We start from the raw sequence: 17,907 nt of genomic DNA on the forward strand, positions 1-17,907 counted from the left end.
TCGAACGCCAATGTCATCAATGGTGGCGGCTCTGGCAGTGACAACACCTCGATCTGGATGGTCACGCATGGCGACATGCAGACCAGCATCATCACGCCGGAGAACATTCCGGCGGGTGTCCAGCGCGAGGACATGGGCCGCCAGCGCGTGCTCGATGGCAGCGGCAACCCCTACTACGTGAAGGAAGAAAAGTTCACGCAGCATGTGGGCCTGACCGTGCGCGATTGGCGCTTCAATGGCCGCATTGCCAATATCGACGTGTCCGACGTGATCGCCGGCACCGTTGCGGTCAATCCGCTGCTGCGCAAGCTCTATTACAAGCTGCAGGGCCGCCGCGCCTACAAGATGGAGCGCGAAGGCCAGATCAGCCCCGGCCGCACGGTCATCTACATGAACAAGACCATGCTCGAAGCTCTCGATGCGGAATCGACCAATGGCCGCAGCGGCGTGGACAACTTCGTGCGCCTGACGCCGATGGAAATTCAGGGCGAGGAAGTCATGACCTGGCGCGGCATGCCGATCCGCGAAACCGACGCGCTGCTGAACACCGAGACGCTGGTCTCGTAACTGCTCAACCGGGCCGGGGGTGACCTCGGCCCAGCACAAGGAATCGTCACATGATTTTCGATAATTCCCTCCTTCTGAGCAGCGCGCAGGCCATTACTGCTTCGGCTGCCTCCACCAATGTCATCGACCTGGGCGCGACCGGGACGCCCTACGGCTCAGCAGTTGCTCTCACGCGCGACATCGGGCGCGGCGAAGAGGTTGATCTGTCCGTGGCCGTCGTGGCCTCGTTCAACAACCTGACCAGCCTGCAGGTGGCCGTGCAGACCTCGCCCGACAACGCCACCTGGACCACCAAATATTCGGGCAAGGTGGTTCTGCTCGCTGAACTGGTCGCCGGCTACCAGTTCAAGTTTCCCTGCTGCTTCGATGAGGGCACGGATGAGCGCTATGTGCGGCTCTATTACACCGTCGTCGGCACCGCTCCCACTGCGGGCAGCGTCACGGCCGGGCCGGTGGCAAGCCGCCAGACCAACAACAGCTACGGAGGGCGTTGATCATGGCACGCTATCAGAGCGAACAGCCGGTCTATCTGAGCAATGAGGGCCGCTACATCGTTGCAGGTGAAGAATTTACCGCCGACCATGTGCCCGGCTCGACCTGGCAGCCGCTGGACGACGAGGCCAAGGCGGCGATCGAGGCCCGCGACAAGGCCAAGGACGATGCACCGCCCAGGCGCGGGCGCAAAGCGGCGACCGATACCGCAGAATGAAGCAGGGCCGGGGGAAACCTCGGCCCTTTTCGTTGGGATTCACCGCTAGCGACCATGGCCATAGGTTCGCGTCATGGCTGCCCTTATCGACCTCTGTAACCGTGCCCTGGCCCAGATCGCGGCCGGGCAGATCGCTGACTTTACGGAAGGCACCATGGAGGCGCGCGAGGTGTCGCGTTTTGCTTCTCCGCTGCTTCTTGAGGTTGCCGACTGGACCGAATGGCACTGGATGATCAAGCGCCAGGCGCTGGCCTCGGTCGCGAACGATCGGCCGGCCGAATGGCTCTATGCCTATGCGCAGCCCTCGGACATGGCTCAGCCATTGGCGATCCGCCAGATCGAGGATGATGCCACCGATCTGCCGATCGCTGGACCCTACCCGTTCCCGTTCCAGGACGCGATGCCGCTGGCCTATCTCCACGAGGGTGGCCGCATCTATGCCAACGTCCCCACGGCCACGCTGGTCTATTCGCGCAATACCCTGGAGGCTGGCGACATGCCGCCCCTGATGGCGCGTGCCTTCGAATTGGAACTGGCGGCCCGGATCGCCCTGCCAATCAAGAAGGATGCGAAGATCGCCCAGGTGCTCCAGCAGCAGGCAGAAATTGCCCGCTCCCGCGCCATCGCTGACGAGGAGAACAAGCGGGTGCATCGCCCGGTGCGCTATGCGAGCGATGCGGAATATGCCCGCGCCGGGATTGGTGATTTCGCATGACCGTGCGTGTTCCACAGGTCAATTTCAGCCGCGGCGAACTCGGTCCGCAGCTGTATGGCCGCTTCGATGTGGAGGCCTATGGTTCGACCCTGCGCCAGGCGCGCAACGTGCTGGTGCTCAAGTATGGCGGTATCACCAAGCGGCCCGGCACCAGGCTGGTGGGCGAAGTGCTCGATGCCAGCAAGTCGACCCGGCTTGTTCCCTTCCAGTTTTCATTGACCCAGACCTATGCCCTGGAAATGGGCCAGGGCTACATGGCGCCATGCGCGGATGGTGGTCGGGTGCTGGAAGAAGAACTAGCCATCACCGGCATATCGAATGCCGCGCAGGCGGTGGTAACCGTCGCCTATCACGGCCTGGCCGTTGGCGACTGGTGGTATTTTGACGGCGTGAAAGATGGCCTGGGCGATCTGCTGAACGGGCGGGCCTTCAAGGTGGTGGCAATCCTTGATGACAGCCACTTCGCCGTTGCCGTAGATACCAGTGCGGCACCATCATTCACGGGATGCGATGGCGGGATCACTCGTTCCGCGCCGCCCACTGTGCCTGTGGCACCTGTGGTGCCGCCGGTAGTGCCGCCGCCGGACCCGCCCGCTACCGGTGGCGGCGGTGGTGGCAGTTTCAAAGGCACGCAGAGGTTCTGATGGGCGGCAATCGCATCTACAAGGTGGGCTCGCCCTACAATGGCGAGGAACTGGCGGAACTCGATTTCGAGCAGACTGCCGACACGATGTACATGGCCCATATCGATCATGCCCCCGGCAAGCTGGTACGCGCCGGCCATACGGATTGGTCATTCCAGACCGTGACGTTCGGTCCCAGCATTGTCGCGCCCGCCGGGTGCACGGCGACGGCCACCACGCCGAATACTGACAGCGGCAATAGCGGAGCCAGCTATTTCCCGCAGCCGGCCACCTATTGCGTGACGGCGGTGAACGACGACACCGGATATGAAAGTCGGGCGTCGAGCGAGGCGACGGTCACCAACGATCTGACGCTCAAGCGGAACTTCAACACCATCAACTGGACCGCCGTTGCCGGGGCAACGCGATACAAGGTCTACAAGGCCGACAATTCGCAGTTCTTCGGCTATATCGGCAGCACCGACAGCACCACGTTTCGCGATGACAACATCGGCCCCGCGCTCGATCAGGCGCCGCCGCAAGGCAATAACCCGTTCGCCGCAGCGGGTGATTATCCCTCCACCGTCACCCTGTTTGAACAACGCTCGATGTGGGCCCGCACCAGCAATGTGCCGCATGGGGTCTGGGGCAGCCGATCGGGCCAGCTGGAAAACATGGACCGGTCGCGTCCTGCCATTGCGAGCGATGCGCTGTCGTTCGCCATCATGGCTGGTCGGGTCAACTCGGTGAACCACTTGGTGACCACTACCAGCCTGCTAGCCTTGACCTCTGACAGCGTGTTCCACATCGACGGCGATGGCTCTGGCGGTGTGCTCGATGCGACATCGCCGCCAGCTACCCGCCGGCAAATCGGCCGTGGATCGTCGCGGCTGCCGGCTCTGGTCGTGGACAACGTGGTGTTCTACCAGCCCAGCGTGGGGCAGTCGGTGCGCACCATCGGCTATGATTTCACCATCGATGGCCTGAAATCCAACGACGTCTCGATCTTCTCCCCCCACTTCTTCGAGGGCATGAGCATCGTGTCCTGGTGCTATGCGCAGGAGCCGCGCAGCGTGATCTGGGCGGCGCGCGATGATGGCAAGCTGCTGTGCTTCACCTGGGAGCAGGAGCAGAATGTCTGGGGCTGGACCCTGTGCGAGACCGATGGAAACGTCGTATCGGTCTGCTGCATCTCGGAAGATGGCGAAGATCGCGTCTACCTCATGGTCGATCGCCAGGTTCAGGGTGTGACGCGTCGCTTTGTCGAGCGTATGGTTAGTCATCGCTGGTCGGACGTGAAGGATTGCTGCTTTCTCGACTGCGCGGTGTCCGGTTCGTTCGACACGGTGCAGACCACCTTCACGGGGCTGTGGCATCTGGAAGGGCGCACCGACGTGGCGGGACTGGTCGATGGTAAGGCGATCACCGGCCTGACTGTCACCAATGGCCGCCTGACGCTGCCGGATGACTTCGGCGGCGGCAAGGTGGCGAGCTTCGGCATTCCCTACGAGGTGACGGTCGAGACGCTGCCCGTCCGCATCAGCACGCAGGATGGCGGCAGCAACATGGGCCGAGTCCAGGCGTTGGGCGAAGTGGTGGTGCGGTTGTCCAATACCCGGCAAATCAAGGCCGGCATCAACGAGGCCGACCTGTTCCCGCTCAAGTCCCGCATGGGCGAGGCCTATGGCGCGCCAGATGCGCTGATGAACGGCGAATACACCATCAACATGGCGAACAAGGCGCGCGATGAATGCGTGGTGCTGATCCGCCAGACCGCACCGCTGCCCTTCACGATGCTGGCCATTGCCCAAGATCCAGAGGTCTATGGCTAGGCTCGGCTCGGCTATCAGGATCGTGCCGGCCGAAGTCCGCCATGTCGGATACCTGGCGCAGCATATGCGCGCGATCGACAAGCTGGAATGCCGGGCGATGGGGCGCGAACCGAAACAGGCCCTGCGGACTGGCATTGCCGCCAGCGCCAAGTGCTGGACTGCGCTGCTCGACGGCCTGCCGCATGCGATGTTCGGCGTCGTGGTGGAAAGCGTTCTCACTGGCGAGGCTATCCCCTGGTTCCTGGGCACGGATGAAGTCTACCGCCACCCCCGCGAAATGCTGAAATGGGGACCGGGCTTTATTCATCGGTTGCAGGATTCACGGCTGACCCTTCGCAACCTAGTGTCCGCGCAGAATGCCCAAGCCATCCGATTGCTGGAGCGGTGGGGCTTCACCGTCGGTCAAGAGGAAGTGGACGTGCGCGGGGTGATGTTTCGCTGGTTTTGCAAGGAGCCCCGCTGATGTGTGGACCCGCCGCCCTTCCGATCGCCGCCGCTGCCCTGTCCGTCGGTGCCGGCGCCATGAAAACTATCAGCGCTGTGCAGCAGGCCAATGTGCAGGCGAAGGTTGCCGATGCCAACGCGAACTATGAGCGCGACGCGGCGCAGCAGGATCAGGAAAACGCCCGCCAGGCAGCGCTAAAGCAGTATCGTGAGATTGCCCGCGTGAAAGGCCAGCAGCAGGTCGCGGCGGCGGCCAATGGCGTCTCGCTCGACTTCGGAACAGCGGCGGACGCGGTGTCTGATACCGATCTTCTCGGCCGCGAGGACGTGGCGAACATCTATCGCCAGGGCGACAACGCGCTGCGCGGCCACGACATCAACATCGCGAATTATGAGACGCAGGCCAATGCAGCACGGTCGGCAAAGACCAATGCGCTGATCAGCGGCGCGTTCGACATGGGGTCGAGCGTCCTACAAGGCGCCACTCAGTACAATTCCGCAAAATCCAGTATGGGTTTTTCCCCGAAGATGGACTGGGGCTCGATGGCCATTGATGCAGCCAAGGCCGGGAAGAAGGCCTACTCCCTGATGGGTGGCTACTAATGCCTCGCGCACCGCAATATCAGCAGGGCACTAGCGGCGTTGCGCCGGTAAACGCGCGGCTGCAGGCGCCGGGCGTGGTGCAAAGCGGCCTTGGCGAAGGCATGGAGCGCCTAGGCCAGACACTGACCGCGATCGACCAGTTGAACGCCCAGCATGATGACACCGTGGCTCGGCAGCAGGTGCTGGCGATGACGCCCGATGTCACGAATTTGGTCGCCCAGTTCAAGGCGCAGCAGGGTGGCAATGCGGTCGATGGCCTGTCAGCCGCGCAAAAGTCCCTGGATGACGTGCGAAAGCAGGGGCTCGACGGTCTGAAAAGCCCGCGTGCGCAACGCATTTTCCAGCAGCATTTCGGCACGCTGTATGCGTCGGCTATGGGCGAAATAAACGGGCACGCCATTCAACAGGCTGGGGTGCAGCGCGACCAAATGCACATGGGCGAGTTGCAGCAGGCTCAGGATGCCGCGTCCGGCCTGTACGATAACGCCGATGATTTGAAGGCTGGCGTGGGCGTCGTTGGGCAAAAGGCCCAGGCGCTTGCTGCTTTTCGCGGTATGACCGGCGCGGCGGCCAACGAGTTCATCAAGCAACAGCAGGGCGTCGTCTACGCCACGGCCATCAACACGCTGGTGAAGGACGATAAGGCTGTTCTCGCTTCTGCGCTGTTCGATGCGCACCACGATGAAATGACTTTCGAGCAACGGAATGCGGCGCTCGACGCCCTGCGCGGACCGATGCAGAATCAGGAAAGCAACTCAATCTTCCAAGCTGCATTGGCGGGCGCACGGGCCGCGCCTTCGGCGGCCCAAGGGGCACCGGGCTCCACGCCTCATCCATCCGCGCCGTCCCAAATGCCGGTGGCGAATGGTCGCGTTACGAACACGTTCGAACAGCACAAGGAGCGCGGCTCGGCGGGGTTGGACATCGGGGCGCCGCTGGGCGCCGCAATCCACCCAATCGCAGGGGGCGTTGTCGAGGCCGTTACGCAAGACGATCGCGCTGGCCGGTGGGTGAAGGTGAAGCATCCTGACGGTACGACTTCCAGCTACGCGCATATGGGCAACCAATCGGTAGCCGTGGGTGACCAGGTGACCCCTGACACCGTGCTTGGCACCGTCGGATTGACTGGGCACACGACCGGCCCGCATGTTCACCTTCGTGTTCGCGCCCCGGACGGTGCCGATCTCGACCCACAAAAGTTGATTGGCGGGACCATAGGCCGTGCCACGGTAGTTGGCTCGCCGACTGCTGCCCGGAACTATGATCAGGCCACGGTGATTTCCAACATCAAGGCCATGGGGTTGCCGCTGGAAAAAGAGCAACGCGCCGTCTCCTTTGCAATGCGCCAGATGGCGCAAGGTGAAAGCCTGCTCAACGATCAGTATCAGGATGCCGCTGACAACCTGCACCAGTGGATTGGCAACTATCAGGCCAGCCATAACGGTGAAGACCCGCCGCCTGATGCCATCCCGTCGAACATCGCCGGCAGCGTGAAGCCGTCCTATATGGCGGAAATGCGCGGCAATCTGGCGAAGGCGCAAAAGGCAAAGTTCGATGCTGCCACCAAGAAGGAGCAGGAAAACACCGCCCTGGCGCTCAAACTCCAGTCCTATCTGGAGCCGGACAAGTTCGCGCAGACCGATCTGCGGAAGTACCAAGGGCTGGTGCCGTTTTCGGACCTGAGCAGCCTCGCTGAGGAACAGGCCAAGCGGCGAGCCTCGGCCCGCCAGTGGTCATCGGCGGATGCGTCCGCGTCGGCGCTGGCGACATTCGAGCGTCGAAATCCCGGTCTGCTACCCAGCAATCCTGGGGTTAAGCATCCCGATGAGATGGCAGCCTATAACCGCCAGCGGCTGGCTATTCTTGATACGGTGGCGCAGTTTGCGGACGGGATCGCGGCCAAGGGCACGATACCCACGGAAGCCCAGTTGCAACAGGCGGTCACGCAGGCAACGAAGCAAATCCGTTTCGCGAACGGGAATGTGGGCCACCTCTACGATATCCAGTTTGGCAATCTCACCCCGCAAACGGTGCAGACCATCCGCAACAACCTGCGGCTGCGCGGTGTGCAAAACATCACCGATGATGACGTGGTGCGCGAGTATCGCCGAACTGCTCGGGATTCACAGGGGAACTAGCGCTCATAGGGTCGGCCGATGGCTGGCCCTACTAACCCCTTCGACTATGCGGAACAATTCAACCCGTCGAACACGGCGACGGGGAGTCCTGGCGCCGACGCGATCAAGCGCCAGCGCACGGACCAGATTCGTTTTGATATCCTCAGTACCCCGCAAGCGCCGGACCAGATGGCGCGCACCGTGCGAACGGCCCGCGACCTTGGCACGCTGCCCGCCGATGTCGAAGACTCGATCGATGATGCCGAAAGGGCGCTGCGTGCGAACAACTTCGGCAAGCTCATTGATCAGCATCCGACTATCGGTCAGTGGGCGGCTGGTGATCCACGCGGCGCCGTGGCGGCATCGGATGACACCAAGAGCCTGGGCATTCTCGGCAGTGCCTGGGGCATGCTCAAGCAGAGCTACAACCCCGTGCTGGCCTTTGCTGCTGGCGTGGACGCCTTCGACCGGCAGGATGTAGGCAGTCGTCCGTCTGGCACTCCAGCGCCGCTGCTTATGGCGCTGACTGCCTCACTGATGGGCGATCAGCAGGCGGCGCAGGCCCTGCCAAGTCCTCGGCGCGCTGGTGGGGCTTTGCTTGCTGGCACGGCTCAAATGGGCCGCATGGTAACGACCGTTCCCGCCTGGGGCTGGGATGTGATGGGCGTTCCGCAGGCTTACAATCTGCCACGCATGGCAGACAAGGGGCTGGAGCGCGCAGCGGATTATGTGCGCCCGCAAGACGGGACGTGGGTTGAGCAGCAGGTGCTTGGCGGCGTCGAGAACGTGCCCACGACCGTGGCGACCATGCTGGGTGGCATCGGGTTGCGAGCAGCCGGGCTTTCATCGCGTGCCGCGACGATTGCATCCATTATGGTTCCATCTGCCCAGCAGGGTGGCGAAAGCTATTTCCGGGCTCGCGATCAGGGCGTCGGCCGGGCTGTTGCAAGCGTCTATGGCATTCTCGATACCGCAGCCGAAGCGGGCGGCGAATACCTCGGGCAAAAGGCCTTTCTCGATAGCAGCGGGTCGGGCCGTAATATCCTCTCGCGCTATATCCGTTCGCAGATTCCTGACTTGCTCGGCGAAGAAGCTACCACGCTGGCCGAAGATACCACGGCATGGCTTTTCCTGCCGTCCAACAAGGATAAGACCCTTGGCGATCTGGTGGCGCAGTTGCCGGGCGATCTCGCGGGAACGGCCATCCAGACCCTGGTTGGCGGCGGCCTCTCCCATGTCACCATCTCGACGCTGGAACACACCCTCGGCATGGCCGCATCCCAACAGCGCGAGGCTGTCGGGCAGCAACTGGGGCAGCGCGCGGCGGCGGCCATGCAGGCATTTCAGGATGGCCACGCGCTCAACCTGATGGCCAAGGCGGCGGAAGGCTCGACGCTGCGCCAGCGTGATCCCGAAGCCTATGCCGATCTGCTGCGCGTCGCGAGCGAGAACGGTCATATCCCGCCACAGGTCTATGTGCCGGCTGATGCGATCACGGCATACCAGCAGTCGGACAGTTACGATCAGTTCGACGATCCCTTTGCGGATTATCAGGGCCAGATTGCCGAAGCGCAGGCGACGGGCGGCGATGTGGTGCTGCCATCGGATTTCGCGCTCACCGCATTGCCGGGGACCTCGGCATGGGCTGCGATCAAGGACGATATTCGCCTTCGACCAGGCGGCATGTCTCTGCGAGAAGCGCAGGCATTTCAGGAACACGCAGACGCGGAAATCAAGCAGGTGTCGGAACGCGTCGGCCAGCAGGATAGCGCCGCCGCTGCCGAACAGGACCAGCGCGCCGCCATGGTCGAGGCGCGCACGCAGGAACTGCAGAACGCCGGTTTCACGCCGCGCATGGCCGGCATCTATGCCGAACTGGACGTACTGCGAGCGGCGGTGCGTTCCGAACGCAATGGTCGGCCGCTTGACCCCAAGGACTTCGGTTCAACGATCCGCGCCGTGCTGCCGGAAAGCCTGGCTGAAATCCAGCGCGCCGACCAGTGGGATACGGTGATCCACGCCATGCGCAAGCGCGCGTCGGCCGAAATCCCGCAGGGCAAGACGCTGCTGGAATGGATCAACGATCGCGGCGGCATCAACGATGTGGGCGGCGACCTCAAGGCCATGGGGCTCGACCGCTGGCACATGAACGACAAGGGCAAGAAGCCCGTGCCGATCAAGGGGCGGCGCAAGCTGATCCGCGATTACGATCCGCGCCAGGCCGAAATGGTAGGAGCAATTTCGGGCAACGGCGAATATGGTCTGGACACCACGCTTTCGGCCGCGATCGATGCGGGCTATTTCCCGGAACTGCAAGCGGCGCAGTTTGAGGCCGGGCCAAGCGCGATCGACCAGAACACGCTGCTGGACGCCATCCGGGAGGAACTGGCGGGCAAGCCGCGCTATGCCGAAGCGCCGAAAATCGATCCGGCTCGGGCGGCGGCTGATGATCTGCGCGCCATGCTGGAAGCGAACGGGCGTGATCCCGATGGCATGACGGATGCGGAAATCCGCGCTGCGATCAGCGAATATACCTCGGGCGCGCAGGGCCAGGGGTATGAGCATTCTTCTGACCCGATCGTTGAAGTGCATGGCGACGAGATTGCGCCGGAAAGCCTGCACGGGGCTGATCTGCGCAAGGTCGTGGTCGATTGGTACAAGGAGCATCTACAGGGCAAGAGCGTCCTGTCGGCGGCGCTTAGCCATGATGTGATCTTCGCTCGCCCCGGCAAGATGAAGAAGTTCTCGGCCGACGAACAGAAGCTGCGTGCTGTCGCCGTGCTGCGCGAAATCATCGCTCAGGGTGAACTGGTTTCGAGCCAAGCGCCTTATGATCAGAAACCTGGCGGCGATTCCATCAAGGCGTACCATCGCCTGCGCGCTACCATCATGATTGGCGGCCAGCCCAAGATTGTGGACGTGACAATCCGCGAGGTGAACAATGGCACCTTCTATTACGATCACGTCTTGCCGGAGAATAACACTGCCCGGAACCCGTCGTCACCCGGCTACAACTCCGGAACTCGGGAACCGGGCAGCTATGAGCAATCTAGCGAACCCAGCGACAATTTCAATATGTCGATCGGCGCTGTTTCGCAGGGGCCGCGTGGACGGTTCATTCCCGGTAAGAACGGGCGCGGCGGGACGATCGAGCTATTCCAGAGCCGCAACCCTTCGACGCTGATCCACGAATTCGGCCACCAGTGGCTGGAGGAACTGCGCGCCGACGCCGCTCATCCGGATGCCAGCGACCAGTTGCGCGCCGACTGGGATACGGTCAAGGCGTGGTTCGGCTCCCTCGGGCATCCGCTGGCCGATGACGGCACCATTCCGGTGGAGGCGCACGAATACTGGGCACGCGGCGTCGAGCGCTACCTAATGGAGGGCAGGGCGCCGTCCACAGGCCTGGCGCGCCTGTTTGAAACCGTGCGCGGCTGGATGCTGTCGATCTATCGCAAGGTTGATGCCCTGCGCGCGCCAATCAGCCCGGAAATCCGAGAGGTGATGGAGCGGCTGCTTGCGACCGATGATGAAATCGCAGCGCAACGCAACGCGCTGGCGATGCAGCCGGCGATTACCGACCCTAAGGCAATGGGCATGACCGGCGCTGAATTCGGCGCTTATACCCAGCTTGCCCAAGGTGCACGCGATCAGGCCAATGCCGATCTGCTGGCCAAGACCATGGCCTCCATCCGCCGCCAGCGTACGAAGGCCTGGAACGACGAGCGCGCCGTGGTGCGTGCAGACGAGGCCCAACGGCTTGATGCTGCGCCGCTGCTGAAATCGCTGCGCCTGATGCGGGAAACACCGATCGACCGTGAATGGCTGGAGGATCGGTTTGGGCGCGACGTACTGGATCTGTTGCCGCGCCAGGTTCCTCCACTCCACAAGGCTGGTGGCGTGAACCCCGACGCCCTGGCTGAAATGGCAGGGTTCGACAGCGCGCAGCAAATGATTGAAGTGTTGATCGGTGCCCAGCGCCAACACCTGGCGGCCAAGGAAAGCGGTGACACGCGCGGCCTGCGCGAGCGCATGATCGACAATGCTGCCGATGAGGAGATGCAGCGGCGGCATGGCGATGATCCCTTCAACGACGGCAGCATCGAGGAGGAGGCCATTGCCGCGGTCAACAATGATCTGGCCGGGGAACTGCTGGCGACCGAACTGCGCTATCTCGGACGGCGCGCCGGGCAGCAAGCGACGCCCTATCAGGTAGCGCGCGCCTGGGCACGGCAGCGGGTGCGCAGCGGCGTCATCGTGGAACAGGCCAGTCTGGCCGCTATCCAGCGCTATACCAAGGCGGTTTCCAAGGCTGGGCGCGATGCCGAAAAGGCAATCATCGCTGCCAAGATGAATGACGCCTTTGTCGCGAAGCAACGGCAAATGCTTTCAGCCGCCCTGCTGGCGGAATCGAAGGCCGCCTATGACGAAGTGATGCGCGCACAGGATCGCCTGGGCAAAATTGCGAAGCGCAAGACCATGAAGTCGGTCGATCAGGAATATCTCGAACAGGCCCATGCGCTGCTTGATGCGGTGCAGCTTGGCCCGCGCTCGCAGAAGTCGATCGAGCGCCAGGGCAAGTGGGAGGCATGGGCGGCACAACAGGAAGCCGATGGACGCGAAATCGTAGTGCCGGCCAGCTTTGAAGCCACCCTGCGCGGCACGCACTGGTCGCGCCTGACGGTCGAAAATATGCTCGGGCTCGATGATGCGGTTAACCAGGTCATGCACCTGGGGCGGCTCAAGCAAACCCTGTTGGATAATCAGGAGGAGCGCGAGTGGAACGATATTTTCGATGAAGCCGAACGCGCCGCCGACAACATCGCTGGAGCGCCGCCGCGCGATCTGACCGACCCCAATATGCTGGAGCGGATAAAGGCCGGTGCGCTGGCGGTCGATGCTTCACTGCTCAAGCTGGAAACCGTGTTCGACTGGCTGGATGGTGGCGACGCCAACGGGGTATTCAACCGCATTGCCTTCCGGCCGATCGCGGAGGCACAGGACCGCGAAAACGCAATGCTGGCCGATTACTATGGCCGCATCAAAGCGCTATTTCAGGCTGTGCCGGCAGAAGATGCGGCGCGCTGGCGCGACAAGATGGAAATGCCCTGGTCGGATGTCGCCACCGGGGCGCCGATGCGGATGGAGCGGTCCAAGGTGATCGCCATGGCGCTCAACATCGGCAACGCCGGGAACTTCCAGCGGCTCGCCGACGGCTACAGGATCAATCCCGGTGCGATAGAGGCCTTTCTCAATGACACGCTGACGGCCGGGGAGTGGCAATTCGTGCAGAGCGTTTGGGATACGATCGGCACGCTATGGCCGTCGATAGAGCAACTGGAGCGGCGCGTTAACGGCGTGGCGCCTGAAAAGGTCGAGGCCCGCGCCTTCGATACACCGCACGGCCCGATGCGCGGCGGCTATTACCCGGCCATCTACGACACGACGCGTGACTATCGCGCTGAGGAACGCGGCGGCAAGGAAAGCGATCTGCTGGGCACGAATTATACCCGCGCCACCACGCGCGCCAGGTCCACCAAGGAGCGCGCTGAAAAAGTGACAGCGCCGATCTTGCTGGACTTGGGCGTGATCAATCGGCACCTGGGCGAACTGATCCACGACATCACGCACCGCGAGGCCGTGATCCAGGCCAATCGCTTCCTGACCAGCGAGCGGGTTTCGCGCGCGGTCGATGCGGCGCTCGGCCCCGAGATCCGCAGGCAGTTTCGACCATGGGTCAAGTTCGTCGCCAACTCGTGGGCGATGGAGCGCGCCGGCAACGAAGGGTTCGGCAAATGGCTGGGCAAGCTGCGAGCGAATGTCACTGTGGTTGGCATGGGTCTCCGCGCCACTACCATGGTGACGCAGCTTGCCGGCTACTCCAACTCGGTCGAAGTCGTCGGCGAAGCGGCGATGGCAAAGGCGATTGCGCGTTTCTCAGCGTCGCCGATCGAGACAGCCAATTTCGCCCTTGAGCGCTCCGGCGAATTGCGCGCACGCATGGACACGCTGGACCGCGACATCAGGAATCAGATTAACGCCATGGCGACGGTCAACCCAGTGGGGAAGCTCGCCCGCCAGGCGCTGGATGCCAAGCGCTTCATGTTCCACGGCATTGGCTATATGGACCGCGTTGTCTCCGTTCCCACATGGATGGCTGGGTACTCGAATGCGATTGCGGCCGGCGCTACGGAAGCCGATGCGATCTATGCCGGCGACAAGGCAGTGCGCCAGTCGCAAGGCGCCGGCTCGCCTAAGGACATGGCTGCGATCGTGCGCGGAACCGGCAAGTGGGGCGAGGCCACCAAGCTGTTCACGATGTTCTACAGCTATTTTTCGGCCCAATATCAGCGCCAGCGCACGTTGGCGCGGGATGTGCGGGGCGTCGATGAGCGACGTTCTCGCAACCTTCCGAAGCTGGCATCGCGCGCGTTCTTCCTGCTGGTCGTTCCTCCGCTGCTGACCGAACTGATCAAGGCGGGCCTGACGGGTGGCGGCGGGCCGGACGACGACGAGTGGTGGAGCGAATGGGTTATTCGCAAGCTGCTGGCCAACGCGATTGGGCCGATCCCGCTGGCGCGCGACGTGTTCGAACCGACATGGAATGCTGTCGCTGGCAACAAGGTGTTCAGCGCCTCGCTGACCCCGATGCAGCGCGCGGCCGATAGCCTGGCTCAGGCGGGTCGTGACGTGGGCAAGTTGGCTCGCGGCGAGGAAACGAAGCACGCCACCAAGGACGTGCTGGAAACGACCGGCTATCTCACCGGACTGGTGCCCGGCCAGGTGGCGAGCGCGACACAGTTCCTGGTCGATGTCAGTCAGGGCGACGCCGACCCGCAAGGCGTGGGCGACTGGATCGAGGGACTGACCACGGGCAAGGTCAAGGACCATTGATCGTAGCCTCAAACGTAAGGTTTATCTGGTCCGTCGTTTTGGCTTAGCTGGCGGTCCAGATTGGTTCGCTGGTTGCGGGACCCCCACGCTGATCTGCCGGAGAACGATGGCACAGACGCCGCCTATCGCTGTAATCACGCTAGCCGCTACCGGTAGGCCAACATATGCAGTAAAACCAACAACAAAGACCATTGCTAGTGCTATCAACAGGGTTGCGGCTTGGCCGGCAAACCGGGTACCGTATTCGCCCCCGACGCCCCTTCTTTCCTGCCGATGCCGATGCTCCTGCTCGCGCTCTGTCATCTGTAGGATGCGCTCAGCACAGCCAGGCAGAATTTGCTCATAATGAGCCATGTCATCCGGCGCGGGAAGCGGACCTTGGTGGACCCTTTGAATAAAAGTCGTGACGACACGTGCCGCTTGGTCCGCCTTATCTGGCTTTACAAACGGCTGCAGTTCTTGCGCGAGGGACTGTTGGATTGCAGCTGCGTCCGAGCGTTCAAACTGAGGTTCGACCTTACTCACAAGTGTCGAGTTCGCGCATAGCCTTGCGCATGTCATTTCCGACAGCGCGCCAGTCACCCCCGATTGAACCTTGCGGGATGTTCGGGCTTGGCGGATGAAGGGTTATCAGGCCGATACCGCGAAGCACCGAGTCAAAATACGCACCGGTCCCGCGCTTCCGGACAGCCCTTGCGGCTTTTTGAAGATTGCGATCGTGGTAGGACATGATGAGTCTCCAAGGCGGAAATCCTAGATAGCGTCGGATTTGTCAACGACTCGTTTGCGCCTTGGTTTCTGTCCTACAGTTGAACGGCTGCTCTTGAATCGCCTGGCTGACCGGGAAGGTCCCGGCTCGAACGCAGGTCGCAGAGATGCTTGATCGACAGTTTGTCGATGAAGTTCTTAGCCCCTTGCTCGGCATGCGGACTGCACCAGCCCGTCGATCTGGCCATGGAACTCGGCCGCCATGGCTCGCAAGGCGTGGCCACGATCGGCCAGGCGGTGCGCGGCCTCGACGGTATCAGCAAGACTGATCGCCTCCAGCGTTTCCAGCGCTAGTTCGTCCAGCGCTTGAAGGTGAGCGTTGATGCCTTCCAACCGGCCAATGTCGAAAACAGCGCCAGGAACAGTTGATGTTGTGACTGGCGAGGAAGTATGTGTCTGAGAAGCCATCGCCGATACTCCACGATGTCGGATTGAGGTTAGGGCAGCCCATGAAAGCGGGCCGTGGGCTGCCCGATCTGGTCAAAGGGCAGTTCGGATATCCGAACCGTTAATTCTCTTTCACGGATTACAGGGGTGTCGCGCAATAGGGTGCGGCGCAAAATTTCTGAAATAATCAGCCTTGACTCACCAATGTCGCGAAAAACGCGTAACCGCCTATAATGACTAGGTTTTTGCCTTTGTAATTGCGCGAATCCCATATTCGCTGTCGGCAGGGGTTGTCATAGCAGTTCGCCCTGCGCCTTGCCGAACAGAGAGGCGAGCTTAGCCAGCCCCTTAGGCGTGACCATCATCTGCGGGACGGTGCGATCCTCGTCGCGCTGCTGGTCGTGATAGGTGTGAGGCCGGTGTTCGAGATAACCAGCTTCGCGCTTGGCATGGTAAGCCTGCAAGGTGCCAACGCCGTTCTGTCGGAATGCCCAGCCGTGCGCCTGCAACCATTTTGTAAACTTGCGTTCCGGCACGTTCAGCATCTTGGCGGCAATGCGGACGTTGACCGAACCTTCCGATGCCTCCAGCCGATCGAGGGCAGCAACCTTGGGCGCGTCGGCCTCGACGCGGTGCTCAAGGGCGATCACCCTTTCGCTATAGCCGAGTAGCAGGTGCCGGAGCGCGGCCGGGTCGCTGAGCGCGGCGACGGGATCGGGCCGAGCGACCTGGGCTTCCAGTTCCTGCCAGCGGTCTATGATGCGGGCGCGAAGCTCGTCGTTGTAGCCCGACGCGACGACAAGGGTGTCGCGCTTGGTCAGATCATAGACCTGAGTTGGCCGGCCGCCCCCGTTAGGAGCATAAGGCCGGGTAGTTTTACGGCTTTCCCGCAAAACCCCCTTCTCGAACAAACGTCCAATGGTCTCAACCACCTGATTGTGGCGCGCCTCACACAAATCCGCGATCTCGCGGCTGGACATAGTGACGGCCTCTGCCCCGGCAGTGAAGAATGTCACTGGCGCGCCGACGGCCGGCGCGCTATACCCCTCTACATTCATAGGTCTTTCCTTTGATAAAAAGGCGTCGGGTGGTTTCCTAGGCCTGGCCCGACGCCAACTTTTCTGCGGCAAGGCCGCGCTCAATCAGCATCACAGTTTCTGCGCTAGTGGAGCGATAATTCTCCTTTGCGCGACGGCGAAGCATATCGCCGATGTCCCCGGGCAGGTTGACCATCACCCGAGACGGCTTGTCGTTTTTCACAATACCGCTCCTTCCGTGCTACACGGTGACTAACTGTGTATCTCGTGTAGCGCGATCGTCAAGTGTGTATCATATGCACGCGCAGATTTTCTGATTCGGAGTTGACGATGAAGGCCCAGAAGCCCGTTAGGGATCAGGACACGATCTTGATCCGCGTGCCGGATGGCATGAAAGACCAAGTGGCACAAAGGGCAGCGGCGAACGGTCGGTCAATGTCTGCCGAAATCGTATCAATCCTTACGGAATTATTTGAATTCCCGGATGAACTTGCAATTAGATCACTTATATCTCAGCAAGAAACTTTGAAAGCAGAAGAAAAACGTTTGAAGAAAGAACTTGATGATTGTCAAAAACGCTTGATTGCCGTCATGAAGGAGTTGAGTGATCGTTGGGATGCGTCCCAAAAAGCTTACAGAGAAAAAGATTTAGATCTTGGAAAAAGGTAGAGACTTATACGATCGTTAGGACGTGGTACTCTCGCGGCAATGAAAATCAGACTTACCGTCGCCATGCGTTATCGCATTGCGGACCTGCGAAATCTAATTACCAAAGCGCTCATAGCTGAAGTTACCGCCCGGGTAGAAAGGAGCTAATTCCGTGAGCCTTGTCGCCATTCTTGCCCTTGTGGCAACTCGCCCGCCTTACGCGATGTGCATCAGAAAAACCCTTCCCGCGTTGGAACTATCTGGCGAGCGTCCCGACGATGTGGCCAAGGCAACCTGGGAGACCTGCAAAGGGCAATTCGAGCAGGATGCTCGAAGGCTTGCAGACGCCAATCCTGAAAATACAGCGGACGTGATGGATTACGCGCGGGTCCGACTGGTCCCCGCCATAGCCACGCACGTGGTTCGCACGCGCGCTTGCCGCCGGACTTCCGGATGCTCCATCTCGCACCTCTCCTGGGAGGAAGGGCTCTAAGCCTCCCACGGGATTCACGGGATATCTGCCACCCCATAGACCCAACGGTGATCGCAACCGGTGGGTATTA

General features: G+C 61.8%; 17 protein-coding genes. 13 read left to right on the forward strand and 4 right to left on the reverse strand.

What is annotated here, in order from left to right:
• The 10 genes from SCA01S_RS22630 to SCA01S_RS20395 all read left to right on the forward strand — a co-directional run.
• On the forward strand, positions 1-567 hold a 567-nt coding region (locus SCA01S_RS22630; protein WP_369405420.1), incomplete at its 5' end, for a major capsid protein.
• A gap of 50 nt (positions 568-617) precedes the next feature.
• Positions 618-1,061 carry a Bbp16 family capsid cement protein gene (locus SCA01S_RS20355; RefSeq protein ID WP_062788564.1) on the forward strand — a complete coding sequence of 148 codons (444 nt, stop codon included), beginning with the start codon at positions 618-620 and terminating at the stop codon, positions 1,059-1,061.
• Positions 1,062-1,063: 2 nt separating this feature from the next.
• Positions 1,064-1,276: a hypothetical protein gene (locus SCA01S_RS20360; protein ID WP_062788566.1), complete on the forward strand. Its 213-nt coding sequence runs from the start codon at positions 1,064-1,066 to the stop codon at positions 1,274-1,276.
• 73 nt (positions 1,277-1,349) lie between these two features.
• The gene (locus tag SCA01S_RS20365; RefSeq protein ID WP_062788568.1) at positions 1,350-1,991 is read left to right on the forward strand and encodes a phage connector family protein; all 642 of its coding nucleotides are present in this window, start codon (positions 1,350-1,352) and stop codon (positions 1,989-1,991) included.
• On the forward strand, positions 1,988-2,635 hold the full coding sequence (locus SCA01S_RS20370; protein WP_062788570.1) for a hypothetical protein: 648 nt from the start codon (positions 1,988-1,990) through the stop codon (positions 2,633-2,635). The genes SCA01S_RS20365 and SCA01S_RS20370 overlap by 4 nt, the downstream gene beginning before the upstream one ends.
• A complete protein-coding gene (locus SCA01S_RS20375; protein ID WP_062788572.1) occupies positions 2,635-4,446 on the forward strand; it encodes a phage tail protein in 1,812 nt (603 codons plus the stop codon). Before SCA01S_RS20370 ends, SCA01S_RS20375 begins: the two co-directional genes overlap by 1 nt.
• Positions 4,439-4,909 (forward strand): hypothetical protein, encoded by a 471-nt coding sequence (locus SCA01S_RS20380; RefSeq protein WP_062788574.1) that lies wholly within the window; start codon positions 4,439-4,441, stop codon positions 4,907-4,909. The genes SCA01S_RS20375 and SCA01S_RS20380 overlap by 8 nt, the downstream gene beginning before the upstream one ends.
• Entirely contained in the window at positions 4,909-5,493 is a 585-nt protein-coding gene (locus tag SCA01S_RS20385; protein ID WP_174544818.1) for a virion core protein, T7 gp14 family, read from the forward strand. Before SCA01S_RS20380 ends, SCA01S_RS20385 begins: the two co-directional genes overlap by 1 nt.
• On the forward strand, positions 5,493-7,631 hold the full coding sequence (locus tag SCA01S_RS20390) for a M23 family metallopeptidase (protein WP_062788576.1): 2,139 nt from the start codon (positions 5,493-5,495) through the stop codon (positions 7,629-7,631). The genes SCA01S_RS20385 and SCA01S_RS20390 overlap by 1 nt, the downstream gene beginning before the upstream one ends.
• 18 nt (positions 7,632-7,649) lie before the next feature.
• The gene (locus SCA01S_RS20395) at positions 7,650-14,504 is read left to right on the forward strand and encodes an LPD3 domain-containing protein (protein WP_062788578.1); all 6,855 of its coding nucleotides are present in this window, start codon (positions 7,650-7,652) and stop codon (positions 14,502-14,504) included.
• Between the two features lie 21 nt (positions 14,505-14,525).
• Here SCA01S_RS20395 and SCA01S_RS23050 read toward each other — a convergent pair whose 3' ends face one another.
• Positions 14,526-15,065 (reverse strand): DUF2335 domain-containing protein, encoded by a 540-nt coding sequence (locus SCA01S_RS23050; RefSeq protein ID WP_084391159.1) that lies wholly within the window; start codon positions 15,063-15,065, stop codon positions 14,526-14,528.
• Complete coding sequence (locus tag SCA01S_RS22635; RefSeq protein ID WP_167542928.1) at positions 15,022-15,234, reverse strand: hypothetical protein; 213 nt, start codon at positions 15,232-15,234, stop codon at positions 15,022-15,024. Before SCA01S_RS22635 ends, SCA01S_RS23050 begins: the two co-directional genes overlap by 44 nt.
• 167 nt (positions 15,235-15,401) lie before the next feature.
• On the opposite strand from SCA01S_RS22635, the gene SCA01S_RS22405 reads away from it, so the two are divergent.
• Complete coding sequence (locus SCA01S_RS22405; protein WP_157089067.1) at positions 15,402-15,566, forward strand: hypothetical protein; 165 nt, start codon at positions 15,402-15,404, stop codon at positions 15,564-15,566.
• A gap of 386 nt (positions 15,567-15,952) precedes the next feature.
• On the opposite strand, the gene SCA01S_RS20400 is transcribed toward SCA01S_RS22405, so the two are convergent.
• Both SCA01S_RS20400 and SCA01S_RS22410 read right to left on the reverse strand, forming a co-directional pair.
• Positions 15,953-16,639 carry a phage antirepressor KilAC domain-containing protein gene (locus tag SCA01S_RS20400; protein ID WP_167542929.1) on the reverse strand — a complete coding sequence of 229 codons (687 nt, stop codon included), beginning with the start codon at positions 16,637-16,639 and terminating at the stop codon, positions 15,953-15,955.
• Between the two features lie 115 nt (positions 16,640-16,754).
• Positions 16,755-16,919 carry a hypothetical protein gene (locus tag SCA01S_RS22410; protein WP_157089068.1) on the reverse strand — a complete coding sequence of 55 codons (165 nt, stop codon included), beginning with the start codon at positions 16,917-16,919 and terminating at the stop codon, positions 16,755-16,757.
• A gap of 107 nt (positions 16,920-17,026) precedes the next feature.
• Between SCA01S_RS22410 and SCA01S_RS21975 the strand changes: the two genes are divergently transcribed.
• Together SCA01S_RS21975 and SCA01S_RS22415 are read left to right on the forward strand one after the other, a co-directional pair.
• Positions 17,027-17,365: an Arc family DNA-binding protein gene (locus SCA01S_RS21975; protein ID WP_084391160.1), complete on the forward strand. Its 339-nt coding sequence runs from the start codon at positions 17,027-17,029 to the stop codon at positions 17,363-17,365.
• A gap of 151 nt (positions 17,366-17,516) precedes the next feature.
• Positions 17,517-17,837, forward strand: a complete 321-nt coding sequence (locus SCA01S_RS22415; protein WP_157089069.1) for a hypothetical protein — start codon at positions 17,517-17,519, stop codon at positions 17,835-17,837.
• Positions 17,838-17,907 lie beyond the last annotated feature (70 nt).

This window comes from Novosphingobium capsulatum NBRC 12533, from assembly GCF_001598375.1.
In the GTDB taxonomy this organism is placed as follows: domain Bacteria; phylum Pseudomonadota; class Alphaproteobacteria; order Sphingomonadales; family Sphingomonadaceae; genus Novosphingobium; species Novosphingobium capsulatum.

Excerpts from the sequence above, each read along its gene's own strand:
- SCA01S_RS20355 (WP_062788564.1), top strand. The coding sequence starts at position 618 with ATGATTTTCGATAATTCCCTCCTTCTGAGCAGCGCGCAGGCCATTACT.
- SCA01S_RS20360 (WP_062788566.1), top strand. The coding sequence starts at position 1,064 with ATGGCACGCTATCAGAGCGAACAGCCGGTCTATCTGAGCAATGAGGGC.
- SCA01S_RS20365 (WP_062788568.1), top strand. The coding sequence starts at position 1,350 with ATGGCTGCCCTTATCGACCTCTGTAACCGTGCCCTGGCCCAGATCGCG.
- SCA01S_RS20370 (WP_062788570.1), top strand. The coding sequence starts at position 1,988 with ATGACCGTGCGTGTTCCACAGGTCAATTTCAGCCGCGGCGAACTCGGT.
- SCA01S_RS20375 (WP_062788572.1), top strand. The coding sequence starts at position 2,635 with ATGGGCGGCAATCGCATCTACAAGGTGGGCTCGCCCTACAATGGCGAG.
- SCA01S_RS20380 (WP_062788574.1), top strand. The coding sequence starts at position 4,439 with ATGGCTAGGCTCGGCTCGGCTATCAGGATCGTGCCGGCCGAAGTCCGC.
- SCA01S_RS20385 (WP_174544818.1), top strand. The coding sequence starts at position 4,909 with ATGTGTGGACCCGCCGCCCTTCCGATCGCCGCCGCTGCCCTGTCCGTC.
- SCA01S_RS20390 (WP_062788576.1), top strand. The coding sequence starts at position 5,493 with ATGCCTCGCGCACCGCAATATCAGCAGGGCACTAGCGGCGTTGCGCCG.
- SCA01S_RS20395 (WP_062788578.1), top strand. The coding sequence starts at position 7,650 with ATGGCTGGCCCTACTAACCCCTTCGACTATGCGGAACAATTCAACCCG.
- SCA01S_RS23050 (WP_084391159.1), bottom strand. The coding sequence starts at position 15,065 with ATGACATGCGCAAGGCTATGCGCGAACTCGACACTTGTGAGTAAGGTC.
- SCA01S_RS22635 (WP_167542928.1), bottom strand. The coding sequence starts at position 15,234 with ATGTCCTACCACGATCGCAATCTTCAAAAAGCCGCAAGGGCTGTCCGG.
- SCA01S_RS22405 (WP_157089067.1), top strand. The coding sequence starts at position 15,402 with ATGAAGTTCTTAGCCCCTTGCTCGGCATGCGGACTGCACCAGCCCGTC.
- SCA01S_RS20400 (WP_167542929.1), bottom strand. The coding sequence starts at position 16,639 with ATGTCCAGCCGCGAGATCGCGGATTTGTGTGAGGCGCGCCACAATCAG.
- SCA01S_RS21975 (WP_084391160.1), top strand. The coding sequence starts at position 17,027 with ATGAAGGCCCAGAAGCCCGTTAGGGATCAGGACACGATCTTGATCCGC.